This is a genomic window from Mycobacterium paraffinicum (assembly GCF_025822865.1).
Classification (GTDB): Bacteria; Actinomycetota; Actinomycetes; order Mycobacteriales; family Mycobacteriaceae; genus Mycobacterium; species Mycobacterium paraffinicum.
This window is the reverse complement of record NZ_JACKUR010000027.1, coordinates 26,526-39,249: the sequence shown is the minus strand read 5'-3', so window position 1 is coordinate 39,249 and position 12,724 is coordinate 26,526. Positions and strand designations below refer to the sequence as shown.

Sequence of the window (12,724 nt, the reverse complement as noted above, 5' to 3'; positions counted from 1 at the left end):
GGCATCTGATGCGCGTGACGGTTGACGAAAACCTTTGTGAGGCCAACGGCTTCTGCGAATCGCTGGCACCGGAAGTCTTCGAGCTGGGGGACGAGGACGTGGTGCAGATCGCGGACGGGCCCGTGCCGCCGCGGCTGGAGATCGATGTGCGCGCCGCGGTGGACCAGTGCCCCAAGGCCGCGCTGCGGCTGATCGACTGAGGGATCAGCGCCTGACGGCGGGCACGGGGACGGCGCGAGTAAGTCGGGCAATCATGATGTGCGTTCGCCCAGCGAGATCGACATTTCGTCGTAAATCGACATGTTCGTGGTCAGGTTCGGATAAGCCACCTTCGCCGGGCCGAGGGCGATGTTGTCGCACCGCAGCAACAGTTCGTCGAACACGGCGCGCAGTTCCGCGCGCGCCAGCATGGCGCCCAGGCAGTGATGCGGCCCGCCGCCACCGAAGGCCACCTGCGGGTTCGGCTGACGACCGATGTCGAAGGTGAACGGAGATTCGAAGACCTCCTCGTCGCGGTTGGCCGAACGCAGCATCGACACCACCCGCTCGCCCTTCGCGATGCGCTGGCCGTCCATCTCGACGTCCACCTTCGCGGTACGCGTCCAGTATGCGACCGGTGACGCCCAGCGCAATACTTCCTCGATGGCGCTGGGCCGCAGGGCTTCCTGCTCGCGATAGCGATCGATCTGCTCCGGGTTCGCCACGAATGCCTGCAGCCCGATGGCCAGCGCATTCTTGGTGGTGTCGCTGCCGGCGAACGCCAGCACGAAGAAGAAGAATTCGAGTTCGTGAGGCGGCAAGCTGAAGTGATCACCGTCTTCGCCGGTGATCACCGCGGTCGCCAACGTGCTCCAGATGTCGTCGGTGGGATTGCGTCGTTTCTCGGCGGTGAGGTCCATCGCGTACCCGAAGATGTTGGCGTAGAGGTCGGTTTCGTCCTGCCGGCTCAGCTGCACCTCCGGTGAGTTGGCCTTCAATATGCGGTCCAGGCCGTCGAAGATTCGGGGTCGGTCGTCCTCCGGTATGCCGATGATGTCGCCGATGACCGTCATCGGCAGGGCGTCGGCCACGTCCTCGATCCAATCACCGCCGCCCTCGGCGAGCAGGTGGTCGATCAGGCGCGCGGCCCTCGCCCGGATGCCGTCCTCGAGCTTGGCGATCGCCCGCGGATTGAATGCGTTCGAGATCAGCTTGCGGCGCTTGTTCAGCCCGGGCGGGTCCATGTTGATGATGGTGGGGTACGACGAGAACATCCCCACCGGCTGGATGAGCGGGCCGTCGACCGCGGTGAAGGACTCGACATCGCGATGCAGCCGGACCGCGTGCCGGTGCTTGGTGGCCACCCAGAACTGGCGTTGGACCGTCTTGGCGACGCCCGGGGTCAGGTCGTGGCGGAAAAGTGGCCGGTTGCGGCGCAAGTCCGTGAACAATTCGTCGGGAAACCCGTTGCGCCACAGGGCGAAATCGGAAAGGTCCACTGCCGCAGCCGTCATCTGAAACTCCGCTCTGCCCGGGCGCGTCTGCTGCCGCGTTGACGTTCAATGCTTAAGTAGTAAAAATAGACCTCGTCGTCGAACCGCGGTGAGTGAAGGGCGGCCAAGTTGCGCTCGGCTCGCCTTGGTCTGGGCGGGATATGGAGAGTTTGTGACGCACACAATTACTGACCCGGCGTCGGATTCGGCCGGGGATCCATCGGAACGCGAGTTCGGGCAGTCGGGCATTGCCCTGTCGACGTATCGGTTCCCGACGGGCTGGTTCATCGTCGCCTTCGGATCGGACCTGACCGCCGGTCAGGTCAAGCGCGCCCACTACTTCGGTGAGGAACTCGTCATCTTCCGCACCGAGTCCGGCCAGGTGCACGTGATGGACGCCTACTGCCAGCACCTCGGCGCAAACCTCGCCGTCGGCGGCACCGTAGAAGGCGAGAACATCGTCTGTCCGTGGCATGGCTGGCGCTGGCGTGGCGACGGCAGCAATGCGCTGATCCCGTACAGCAAGATCGGGTGCAAGAACAACGTCCGCATCCGCACGTACCCGAGCATGGAGTGGTACGGCTTCGTGCTGGTGTGGCACGAGCGGCACGGGCGGCCGCCGTACTGGCAACCCCCGGTGCTGCCCGAGCTGGAAACGAACGAGTACTACCCACTGCACCCGCACACGCAGATGATCAACCGGGTCAAGGTGCACCCGCAGATGATCATCGAGAACGCCGCGGACCCGTATCACGTGCAATACGTCCACAAGGCCGCCAACCCGGCCACCACCGCGTCGTTCGAGGTGTCCGGTTACCACTTGCACGCGACCGTCAACGCGCATTTCGGCGGCGGCCGCGCGTCGACCTGGCTGACTCCCAATGGGCCGGTCGACGCCAAGATCATCTACGACAACTACTCGCTGGGGCTGGGGGTCGTCCGCTTCCCCAGCGAGCTGGTGGCCACGGTTCAGGTGACCGGGCAGACGCCGGTCGACGAGGACTACACCGATTACTTCTACACGCAGGCGTCCGTCCGCGAGCCCGGCGACACCGGTGACGCGCCGACCGGTCGCGCGGCCAAGTTCCTGGCGCTGCAGCAAGAGGTGATCAAGCAGGACTTCTTCACGTGGGAGAACATGAAGTACCTGGAGAAGCCGAACCTGGCTCCCGAAGAGGCGCACGACTATGCCGCCCTTCGCCGCTGGGCGCACCGCTTCTACCCGGGCACGCAGCCGTCGCCGTCCGACTTCGGGTACACGGCCGACGGTGAGCCCGACCCGGCGGCCGCGAAAGCCTGAGCGAAAGCCCCTGGAAGTCTCATGAGTCCCGACCGGAGCGGACCTCCCGGGCCCGCCGACTTCGGCGTCGAAAGTTTCACGGTCCCGGCCGTGCTCGACCGGCGGGCCGAGCAGTATCCCGACCGGGTGATGATGTCGATCGCCGGCGTTGACGTGACCTTCGAGCAGATGCGGCAGCGCTCCTGCGCAGCCGCGAACATACTCACCGCGTTAGGTGTCGGCCGCGGCGATAGCGTGGCGTTGTTCACCGGAACCTGCCCGGAATGGGTCTACTTCTGGTTGGGAGCGGCGCGCATCGGCGGGGTCAGCGCGGCCGTCAATGCCGCGAACAAAGGGGATTTCCTGCTGCACGCCCTGCGGCTGTCGGAGGCCAAGGTGATCCTGACCGACGCCGGCCGCCGGCCCCGGGTAGACGAGGTTGCCGGGGCGTTAAAGATCGCGCCGACCGTTGTGCTGCAAGGTGATTCACTTGACGCGGAGTTGAGCCGAGGCGGCGCCCCTCCGGTCGCAGACGTCGACGCGGCGGCGGACGACGTGGGCTGTCTCTTCTATACGTCGGGCACCACCGGGTCTTCGAAAGCGGTTGCCACGACCTGGCCTTACCTGTTCACGGTGGCCGCGACGGTCGCGTCGGCCTGGGAATTGCGCGCCGGGGAGGTGCTGTGGACAGCGATGCCGCTGTTTCACCTGAGCGCCGCCCCCAGCGTGCTCGCCCCGATGCTGCTCGGCGCGACGACGGTGCTGGCGCAAGCGTTTCACCCCGCCGAGGTGTGGGACGACATCCGCGCCCGCGGTGCCGTCGGCTTCGCCGGCGCCGGCGCGATGGTGTCGATGTTGCATAACCTGCCCGCGGATCCGCGTGACGCCCAGTTGCCGTTGCGGTTCATCTCGGCGGCTCCGATCGACGCCAAGGCTTATCGCGAGATCGAAAAGCGTTACGGCTGCCGCATCGTCACGATGTACGGGATGACCGAGGCGTTTCCGATCGCCGTCAAGGCCCTGGCCGACGAAGGGGTTCCCGGAACATCGGGCCGGCCCAATCCGAATTTCGACGTGCGGATCGTCGACGCAGGCGGTGACCCGGTGCCCGCCGGCGCGGCAGGGGAAATCGCCTGCCGGCCCCGGTACCCGCACGTGATGAGCGAAGGCTATGTCGCGCAAGGCATGCGGGTCATTTCACACCCGGAATGGTTTCGCACCGGCGACGTCGGCCGGCTCGACGCGGAGGGAAACCTGACATACGTCGACCGCACAAAAGATTCGCTTCGCCGGCGCGGTGAAAACGTCTCCTCGGTCGAGGTGGAAACCGTGGTCACGAGCCATCCCGCCGTGGCGGAAGCCGCCGCGGTCGGGGTGCCCAGCGCGTTGGGTGAAGACGACATTCTGGTGATCGTGACGTTGCGACCCGGGGCCACAGTGGATTACGCCGAGCTGCTCGATTTCTGCTCGGCGCGGATGCCGTACTTCTGCGTGCCCCGATACGTGGAGACCGTCAGCGAACTCCCGAAAACTGTCATCGGGCGGATACGTAAGGACTTGTTGCGCGAGCGGGGGGTGACTCGAGAGGCGTGGGATCGTGAAGCTCAGGGCTATATCGTTAGCCGGTAAGTTACGTTAATGTTACGTGTTAGTCGGCAAGTGACTTTACCGTTGCATCCGTCCGCTCGTTGGCAGTCGTTTCCCGGGAGAGGCTGGAGACCGAAATGACCATGTCCTATCAGGAACAGCAAATGCTGCAGGCCGCCACGGGCCGCGCTGCCATCCTCAATCTGAACGCCCGGCACAACCGGGCGTACTCCGAGGACGACCGCGAGCGCTGGATTGCCACGTTCCGCCACGCCGGCGCCACCTACCAACGTGATGGCGACACGTTCGACGATCTGCGTGCGGCGTTCGACGGCGGCGACGGACAACGGCTGGTGACGGTCGACCACGAGATCCGGGTCGACGGGGTCAACGCCGTCCAGCGTTGCGTCGTCTTGCTTTTCGCCAGCATGTACGGCGACACCACGCTGCGTGCCACGGGGGTATTCCGGGACACACTGATCTACGAGCGTGGTGGCTGGTACTTCACTTCCCGTGCGCTGCAATGGGATTCGGTGCCCAGTCGGCACCCGCTCGTTATGTGAGCCGCGTGGACCCGGACCTCGGTTACCAGCTGGCCTTCGGCACCTATGAAGACGCGCTGCGCATGGTCGGCGCGACGAGCGAGCCGCGCACCGCGGCCACGGCGGTCAGCGGTGCACGCATCCAGTTGTTCGCCGCGATGGTCCACGACGGCAATCGGTCCTACTGGGACGCCGAATTCGCCCACCGGAAATGGGGAGGTCTGCTGGCGCCGCCGGCCTTGCTGATGGGTTGGCTGATCCCTCCGCCGTGGCAGCCGCAGGGCAGGCCGCCGGAGGCGTCGCTGGTGCTGCGAGTGCCGCTGCCGGGCACCACGTTCATCAACGCGGCCAATGATGTCGAGTTCGTGTTGCCCATCGTTGAGGGCGACGTCCTTACCGTCGTCGAGGAGCTGGTGTCGGTGTCGCCGGAGAAGCGGACGCGGCTGGGCGTGGGTCATTTCGTCGAGACGCTGGAGACCTACCGCCGCCAGGACGGAACGCTGGTCGCCACCTGCCGGAACACCTTGTTCCGCTTCACGCCCGGAGCATCCCCGTGACCGGCGACGACCTGGACTTCAACGAGATCACCGTTCCCGTCGACCTGCCCGAGGTGGTTGACCACATCAGTTACCAGCGAGTGGTGGAGAACGCGGGAGCGACGTGGGACTACTTCCCGGGCCACTTCGACCCCGAATACGCGCAGCGCCAGGGCAATCCGACGATCTACGTCAACACGATGCACCTCGCCGGCTTCGCCGACCGCGTCGCGACCGATTGGGCCGGCCCGAGCAGCCGGGTGGTGCGGCGCTCCTTGAGGCTGGCGGGCTCGGTGTATGCCGGCGACACGATGGTCGGCCGGGGACGCGCGGTGGCCAAGCGTCGCGACGACTCGGTGGACCCGCCCCGTTGCCTCGTCGACATCGAGATCCAGGTGACCAATCAGCACGGCGCGCTGTGCTGCCCGGTCGAGCTCACCCTGCAGATGCCAGCAAGTGGCCGATGACGAGGTAGCCGCACTGCATCTCGCGGTCTGCCGACGGTTCGGCGAGGCCGTCCGATCGGCGCATGGCAGGTGGGATCGGCGCTCCCCATGCGAAGAATGGGATGCGCGAGGAGTGCTCGAGCACGTGATCGGTTTCCATGACGTACTTGTGTTGCGTCCCTTGCAATTGAAGCCGGACCGACCGCGAGACGATCCGCAGGCGCGATGGCAACTGACTTACGACGCGCTGAGGGCGGCCTTCGAATCCGGCAGAATGACTCAGCTGGACGCGTACAGGTTGATGCCGAACCTGACGCGCGATGTCCTGGTGCACACGTGGGATCTCGCTCGCGCGGTGGGGCGGACGATCGGCTGGATCCCGCATGGTGCCGGCAGTTCTACGACGGCCTGCCTGCTGACCCGCGGGCCCTGAGCTCGTCGGGGATGTTCAGCGTTCCGGTTGCGGTGCCTGACGAAGGCGATGCGCAGGCAAAGCTTCTCGCGCGTCTCGGCCGTGACCCGTCGTGGCGATCGAAGACCTCATAGCGGCGGGAGCTGCCCTTTGCATACCAGCGTCTGCAGCTCGACGTATTCGTGGAGGCCCTCCGGGCCGAACTCGCGCCCGATGCCCGACTGCTTGAACCCACCGAACGGGGCGCCGATATCAAGCGTGTACATGTTGATGCCGTACGTGCCGGTGCGCACGCCCGCCGCGATTTCCAGGCCGTGTGCGATGTCGGAGGTCCACACCGACCCGGCCAGGCCGTAGTCGCTCTCGTTGGCGATTCGGATGGCGTCGTCCTCATCGCGGTAGCGCAGCACGGTCAGGACCGGACCGAAGATCTCCTCCCGGGCGATGCGCATGTCGTTGGTGGCGTCGGCGAACAGCGTTGGCTGCACATACCAGCCACGTGTTGACGGGCTGTCCTGGCCACCGAGGACCACGCGGGCGCCTTCGGCCTGGCCCGACTTGATGTAGTCCTGGACGCGACGTTGTTGTCGTTGCGCGACAAGGGGTCCGATGTCGGTGGCGTCATCGGCCGGATCGCCGACGTTGAGGGCCGACATCATGTCGGCCAGCGCGTCAACGACCTCGTCGTGGCGCCGATCGCTGACCAGGATGCGGGTCTGGGCGACGCACGCCTGGCCGTTGTTCATCAGGCCGGCGGTCTTCAATCCGGCGACGGTCTTGCCGATGTCGGCGTCGTCGAGAATGATCGCGGCGGACTTGCCGCCGAGTTCCAGGCTCACCCGCTTGAGCTGTTCACCGCACAGCGCCGCGATGCGGCGCCCGACGCCGCTGGAGCCGGTGAACGCGATCTTGTCCACACCGGCATGGCGCACCAGCGCCTCACCGATCTCGGGTCCACCGGGCAACACCGAGACCACCCCCTCGGGCAGGTCCAGCTGCTCGATCATTTCCGCCAACCACAAAGCGTCCAAAGGGGTTTCGGGCGCGGGCTTGATGATGACCGTGCAGCCCGCGATCAACGCCGGGATCAGCTTGGGCATGATCAGGAACTGCGGAACGTTCCACGGAACGATCGCGCCGACCACGCCGACCGGGGCCCTGCGCAGGTGCACTTCGCCGAGCACACCCTGGCGCCGTTCCTCCCACGGAAACTCTCGCGCGGCGGCCAGCGCCAGATGGATGAGCGACGCCGCGGCCGCCGCTTGGCCCATTCGGCTGAAACTGCGCGGCGAGCCCATTTCGTCGGTGATCAGGTCGGCCATCTCCTCGATGTGGCCGGCGTAGATCGCGGCGAGCTGTTCGACCTTGGCCATCCGCTCGGCATGGGTCATCCGCGGCCACGGCCCGCGGTCGAAGGCGTGCCGCGCGGCGGCGACGGCGGCGTCCACGTCCTCGGGGCCGGCCAGCTGGACATGGCCGACCGGTTCTTCGGAATGTGGGGAGATGACGGCGAGCTGTTGGGGGTTGGCGGGCTTGCGCCACTGACCCCCGATGAAGAGTTCGTCATAAGACCGGTGGCCAGAGTTTTCTGTCATCGGGCACTTCCTCGAGGGTTGGGCGCAAGTAGCCAGTGACCGGGATTTCTCTATTGACGCTAACATAGCGAAAAAAGCAGCGAGGGCCGATATGACCAGCGATTGGCGTAGTTACCCGTTCCAGTTGGTGCCCGGCGACAGCCAACTGGATTTCCCCGCCGCCGAGGGCGAACACCCGGATCAGGAGTCGGACACCTGGTTCATCGCCGGGCAGCTCGATGCCGCCGAGACCGACCGGTCGTTTGCCTTCCTGACCATCTTCAACAAGAACCGGCCCGGTGGCACCCTGGTCGCCGATTTCTACACGATGGCGCTCTTCGATCTGGACACCGGCGATTACGGCACCTTCACGGATTACGACATGCCGCCGGCGAACCTCGAACCCGGGGCGCGGCGCAAGCTGACATTGGCCCCGGGCCATCTCGACATCCACTACTCCAGCGCGGCGGGCACCGCGTCGTGGACCGCCTGCCGCGATGGCGACGGAGAGCTGCTGCCCTACACGTACCGCGTCAGCCTGGTCGGCGAGGACCAGTCGGGTCGGCCCATGCGGCTGGACCTGGCCGTGACACCAACGCGTGCACCGACACCGGTGGGTGCGTCGACCTACAACGGGAAGATCTGCTGCTTCGGCCAGACCGAAACCTACTCGTATTTCCAGACCGGCATGGCGATGACGGGCACCCTGCGCTGGGGCGACCTCGTCCAGCAGGTTTCCGGCAGCAGCGGGCACATCGACCGGCAGTGGTTCCCGAAATACGCCGGCGGCGGAGGGACCGGGGGAGACCCGCGGGCCAGATCCCACGAATGGCGCACCATCAATTTCGACAACGGCGTGGACCTGAGCATCTGGCGGCAGTTCGACCGCACCAATGGCAATGCGCTGCAGCCGTTTACGGGTGTGACGACGAGCCATCCGGACCCGGGCATGCCGCCGGAGTGTGCCGAAGACGTCGAAGTGACGGTCAGCAGCTACGTGCGGTGGCCGGACGCGGTGCAGCCATTGGTGCGGCCGCAGGCGGCCGCCCGCTACATGCCGGACCGGCACCGGATCACCTGCCGCACCATGCAACTCGACATCGTCGGGGAGCCGCTGGTGCCCGCCCCCGCGCACGGCCTGCCCATCGAATACATGGAGGGTCCGTATCGCTACCGCGGAACCCTGTGGGGCCAGCCGGTGACCGGCTTCGCGTTCAACGAGCGCTCGCTGGCCCTCTATCGGGACTGGGAGTTGGTCGAGGTGCTGGCCACCACCGTCGCGAACATGGAACCGGCCGACCGGGACCTACAGATGGCGGCGGGACTGCTGGTGCAGCTGCTGGCCCGCGGCCGCCGACGCGAAGCGGTCGGGCTGTTGACCACGGTGCGTGCCGCGCAAACCGACTCGCTGGCAACGCTGTTGGACGACCTCGTGGCGGTGCTATCCGCCGACGCGTCAACCGAGAGCGGCTGACTCGCCAAGCGCTCGGGCCCAGGCGTTGTGGCGATGCTGCAGGCCGGGCTCGTTGCGGCCGAACAGCAGATGGTCGCGGGCGCCGGACTCTAGGTTGGTCTGCAGGCGTTCGACCAGTCGGTAATCCTCGTCGCGCACCGTGGCGTGGGCGTAGTCGAATACGGCCTGCGCGCCGGCGGCGACCGATTCGTCGGAAACGTCCAGCGGTGTCGAGTTCTGGTGCACGGTGATCGATCTCCCGGGCCGGTCGGCGGGGTAGATCCGGAACAGCTCGCCGTTGGCGATAGTCACCGACAACACGATGTTGGGGAACAGTGCGTAGATCACCACCATGTTCTGGAACGGGTCCCACTGCTCTTCGGGGACGTCGTCCAGTGCCAGGATCGTGTTGAGCGGGAAGATCAATCGGTGATGGGGTCCGAACGCGTCGAACACCGTGCAGTTGCTGCGGGCGATGGTGGCAAACGTCTGCTGATGCACGGTGGCGAAATGGTAGTTCTCCGAGAAGGTGTCGACCGCGAGCTTCCAATTGATCGGGCAGTCGAGCACCTTCTCACCCAATGGCGCCCACCGCCCGATGCCCCACGAATCGAGCTCGTCGGCCAGGGGGCCCAGGTGTGCGGCGACATCCAGGCTGGCCCCGGGATCCAGTGCGACCCAGAGGAATCCGGCGAATTCGACGGCGGGCAGTTCGGTCAGGCCGTCGGCCTTGACGGTCACGGTGGTTGGGCGGCGACCCGCTTCGGCCGGCTTCGCCGCCCTTGCGATCGCCGCGCCGCTGAAGCCCTCGCGGCCGGGCAGGCCGACCAACCGGCCGGTGTTGTCGTAGGTCCACGCGTGGTACGGGCAGGTGAACCGCTTCGCGCTGCCGCAGCCGGTTGCGACCTGCGACTGGCGGTGCAGGCAGACGTTGTCGAACGCCTTGACCGATCCATCGGCCGTTCGGGTCAGCAGGATTGACCGGCCCATCACCGTCTTCGTGCAGTAGGCGCCGGGGGCGGGCAGCTCCGAGACGTAGCCGACCAACTGGGGACTGGCCAGGATCATGGCCCGGTCTCGGTCATGGCGCCCGGCCGACGTATAGGACGTCGCTTCGACGCGGTGCTCGGCGGGGGCGAGGTCGGTGGTCCTGTCGCGCGCCAACTTCAAGGCACGGCGGGTGAGGTCGATCAGCTGCTCGCGTTCCATCCGCTCAGTACAGACCTTGCGACAGTTGTAAGGTCAAGGAGTGGCTGAGCAGTTGCTGATCGGCGACGTCACGGCCCTGACGGGGATCGCTTCCGGTCGCATCCGTCATTACGAGAAAATCGGTTTGCTGCGCGCCGAGCATCTGTCCAACGGCTACCGGGTCTTCGACGTGGAACAGGTGCTCGACCTGCTGCGCATCGATCTGATGAGAAGTCTCGGCGTGAGCATCAACGACATCCAGCGCTTGATCGCGGGTGGGCGCACCACGTTGGCGGGTGTTCTCGACGAGCACCGAACATTGCTGATGCGCCAGCGGGACCGGTTGGACCAGTTGATCGCGGCCATCGACCAATCCCGCGCCGCCACTGATTGCGCCGGCTCCGACGTCAGCGAGGACATCCTGCGCAGGCTGGCGACCACCCACCGCGACAGCATCGGGGTCATGGGGCGGCTCACCGCGCCGCTGTCCGCGCCCATCGCCACTATGTATGCCGACCTGTTCGACGAGTGGGACTTGCCGGTGCCGGTCTTGTTCGGGCAGATGGTCCTACCGCCGGCGGCCAGCACCCTGCTGGCCCAATTGGCCGAAACCCCGGGGCGTCAGGTGCTGTTCGACCGGTTGCGCAACCTCGCCGGCGACGTGATCGCGCTCGGCGACGACAGGGCGGCCGCAACCGAACTCGCTGAGAGCTGGATCGACCGGCAGCTCGCCGACCCGCTGCCCGACGACGTGGTCAGCGTGCTTCGCGGCGTGCAGCCGTCCTTGGAGCGTGACCCCGTGATCGTGCAGGGGTTCCGTGCTTGGGCGGGATCGATCAACAGCGCGGCCGCCCACTTCCTCGACGAGATCGCTCGTCAGACCGCTCGCCGCGGCCTGGAGGCCGTGAGCGTCATCGTGTTGCCCGGCGCGGAGCGGAGCCAAACCCACGATGCGCCACTGTGATGCAGATGTGACCCGTGTGGTCAATGTGTCAGGTGGTGTTGCTGTCGTACTCTGACGCTTGTGTCATCGGTTTCGCGACGCGACGTACTCAAATTGGCGGCAGCGGCCCCTGCCTTAATGGGCCTGGGCGTTGCCGGTGCGTCGCTGCGTCCGGCACCTGCGTCGGCGTCGCTCGGCACCTTGTTGGACTACGCGGCCGGGGTCATCCCAGCCAGCCAGATCAGGGCCGCAGGCGCCGTGGGCTCGATCAGGTACGTGTCGGACCGGCGCCCCGGCGGCAACTGGATGTTGGGCAAGCCGATCCAGGTCGCCGAGGCGCGTGACCTCAACAGCAATGGACTCAAGATCGTCTCGTGCTACCAGTACGGCAAGGGCAACACCGCCGATTGGCTCGGCGGAGCCAACGCCGGTCTCCAGCACGCGCAGCGCGGAATGCAGCTGCATGCCGCTGCGGGCGGCCCCGCCAGCGCGCCGATCTACGCCTCCATCGACGACGACCCGTCCTATGACCAGTACAAACAGCAGGTAGCTCCCTACCTGCGGTCCTGGGAGTCGGTGATCGGTCATCAGCGCACAGGTGTGTACGCCAATTCGAAGACCATCGACTGGGCGCTGCACGACGGTTTGGGCACTTATTTCTGGCAGCACAACTGGGGTTCACCCAAGGGGTTCGCCCACCCGGCCGCCCATTTACACCAGGTCGAGATCGACAAACGCAGCGTTGGCGGGGTCGGGGTGGACATCAACGAGATCCTCAAGCCGGAATTCGGGCAGTGGGCCTAGCCTCCCCGCGCCCTCTCCGGTCGCCGGCCGGCCGCCACTCTTAGAGATCCCAGCAAACACTCGTTCGCTCATTCTCCGGCACAGCGGTCGCACGGGTCACCTCGATGACGCGACGGAAGCGCGCTCGACGCGACTCCACGGCTCGAAATTTTTACATAACGATTACATAACAAAACTGCTTTGATCAGGGCGGTTATAGCTACTCGACCGTAACCACCTGCATGCAGCAGGTTTGTTCGCGGCGCCCGCGCGGCGGATTAAACCCGGTGTTATCCACGACACGGCTACCCGTGCGTAGAACTCATCAGTAACCGATCACCACACAAAACGGGGGTCCGTCCTTATGACACTCTTAGTACAGCCGATGCAGTCCGCCGCGCCGCTCAACCCACCCGGGGGGGTCCGCCGACAACGCACCAGCCAGACAGATTTTCGGTCGCGATTCGATGCGGAATCGACGGACTCTGTGAGTTCCTGTCCCCTTCGGA

13 protein-coding genes are annotated in these 12,724 nt (G+C 66.0%); 10 read left to right on the top strand and 3 right to left on the bottom strand.

Annotation, left to right across the window (positions count from 1 at the left end; translation table 11 throughout):
* Positions 1–8 precede the first annotated feature (8 nt).
* A complete protein-coding gene (locus H7J89_RS17860; protein WP_046185638.1) occupies positions 9–200 on the top strand; it encodes a ferredoxin in 192 nt (63 codons plus the stop codon).
* Between the two features lie 51 nt (positions 201–251).
* Here the strand turns inward: H7J89_RS17860 and H7J89_RS17855 are convergent, their stop codons facing one another.
* Complete coding sequence (locus tag H7J89_RS17855) at positions 252–1,493, bottom strand: cytochrome P450 (protein WP_264045126.1); 1,242 nt, start codon at positions 1,491–1,493, stop codon at positions 252–254.
* A gap of 151 nt (positions 1,494–1,644) precedes the next feature.
* Here H7J89_RS17855 and H7J89_RS17850 point away from each other — a divergent pair, with 151 nt between their 5' ends.
* The 6 genes from H7J89_RS17850 to H7J89_RS17825 all read left to right on the top strand — a co-directional run bounded on the left by H7J89_RS17850 (position 1,645) and on the right by H7J89_RS17825 (position 6,295).
* Positions 1,645–2,772, top strand: coding sequence for an aromatic ring-hydroxylating oxygenase subunit alpha (locus H7J89_RS17850; protein WP_264045124.1), 1,128 nt, complete (start codon positions 1,645–1,647; stop codon positions 2,770–2,772).
* A 21-nt stretch (positions 2,773–2,793) separates the two neighbouring features.
* Entirely contained in the window at positions 2,794–4,380 is a 1,587-nt protein-coding gene (locus tag H7J89_RS17845) for an AMP-binding protein (protein ID WP_264045122.1), read from the top strand.
* Positions 4,381–4,475: 95 nt separating this feature from the next.
* Entirely contained in the window at positions 4,476–4,901 is a 426-nt protein-coding gene (locus H7J89_RS17840) for a nuclear transport factor 2 family protein (protein ID WP_264045120.1), read from the top strand.
* 5 nt (positions 4,902–4,906) lie between these two features.
* A complete protein-coding gene (locus tag H7J89_RS17835) occupies positions 4,907–5,437 on the top strand; it encodes a MaoC family dehydratase (RefSeq protein WP_264046063.1) in 531 nt (176 codons plus the stop codon).
* Positions 5,434–5,883 carry a MaoC family dehydratase gene (locus tag H7J89_RS17830; RefSeq protein WP_264045118.1) on the top strand — a complete coding sequence of 150 codons (450 nt, stop codon included), beginning with the start codon at positions 5,434–5,436 and terminating at the stop codon, positions 5,881–5,883. The genes H7J89_RS17835 and H7J89_RS17830 overlap by 4 nt, the downstream gene beginning before the upstream one ends.
* A complete protein-coding gene (locus H7J89_RS17825; protein ID WP_264045116.1) occupies positions 5,873–6,295 on the top strand; it encodes a maleylpyruvate isomerase family mycothiol-dependent enzyme in 423 nt (140 codons plus the stop codon). The genes H7J89_RS17830 and H7J89_RS17825 overlap by 11 nt, the downstream gene beginning before the upstream one ends.
* A 107-nt stretch (positions 6,296–6,402) precedes the next feature.
* Here the strand turns inward: H7J89_RS17825 and H7J89_RS17820 are convergent, their stop codons facing one another.
* Entirely contained in the window at positions 6,403–7,869 is a 1,467-nt protein-coding gene (locus tag H7J89_RS17820; RefSeq protein WP_264045113.1) for an aldehyde dehydrogenase, read from the bottom strand.
* Between the two features lie 91 nt (positions 7,870–7,960).
* Between H7J89_RS17820 and H7J89_RS17815 the strand changes: the two genes are divergently transcribed.
* Complete coding sequence (locus H7J89_RS17815; protein WP_264045111.1) at positions 7,961–9,322, top strand: lipocalin-like domain-containing protein; 1,362 nt, start codon at positions 7,961–7,963, stop codon at positions 9,320–9,322.
* On the opposite strand, the gene H7J89_RS17810 is transcribed toward H7J89_RS17815, so the two are convergent.
* Positions 9,305–10,510: an aromatic ring-hydroxylating oxygenase subunit alpha gene (locus H7J89_RS17810; protein ID WP_264045109.1), complete on the bottom strand. Its 1,206-nt coding sequence runs from the start codon at positions 10,508–10,510 to the stop codon at positions 9,305–9,307. The genes H7J89_RS17815 and H7J89_RS17810 overlap by 18 nt on opposite strands.
* A gap of 40 nt (positions 10,511–10,550) precedes the next feature.
* Between H7J89_RS17810 and H7J89_RS17805 the strand changes: the two genes are divergently transcribed.
* Positions 10,551–11,453, top strand: a complete 903-nt coding sequence (locus H7J89_RS17805; RefSeq protein ID WP_264045107.1) for a MerR family transcriptional regulator — start codon at positions 10,551–10,553, stop codon at positions 11,451–11,453.
* A 60-nt stretch (positions 11,454–11,513) separates the two neighbouring features.
* On the top strand, positions 11,514–12,236 hold the full coding sequence (locus H7J89_RS17800; protein ID WP_264045105.1) for a DUF1906 domain-containing protein: 723 nt from the start codon (positions 11,514–11,516) through the stop codon (positions 12,234–12,236).
* Positions 12,237–12,724 lie beyond the last annotated feature (488 nt).

Excerpts from the sequence above, each read along its gene's own strand:
- H7J89_RS17860 (WP_046185638.1), top strand. The coding sequence starts at position 9 with ATGCGCGTGACGGTTGACGAAAACCTTTGTGAGGCCAACGGCTTCTGC.
- H7J89_RS17855 (WP_264045126.1), bottom strand. The coding sequence starts at position 1,493 with ATGACGGCTGCGGCAGTGGACCTTTCCGATTTCGCCCTGTGGCGCAAC.
- H7J89_RS17845 (WP_264045122.1), top strand. The coding sequence starts at position 2,794 with ATGAGTCCCGACCGGAGCGGACCTCCCGGGCCCGCCGACTTCGGCGTC.
- H7J89_RS17840 (WP_264045120.1), top strand. The coding sequence starts at position 4,476 with ATGACCATGTCCTATCAGGAACAGCAAATGCTGCAGGCCGCCACGGGC.
- H7J89_RS17820 (WP_264045113.1), bottom strand. The coding sequence starts at position 7,869 with ATGACAGAAAACTCTGGCCACCGGTCTTATGACGAACTCTTCATCGGG.
- H7J89_RS17815 (WP_264045111.1), top strand. The coding sequence starts at position 7,961 with ATGACCAGCGATTGGCGTAGTTACCCGTTCCAGTTGGTGCCCGGCGAC.
- H7J89_RS17810 (WP_264045109.1), bottom strand. The coding sequence starts at position 10,510 with ATGGAACGCGAGCAGCTGATCGACCTCACCCGCCGTGCCTTGAAGTTG.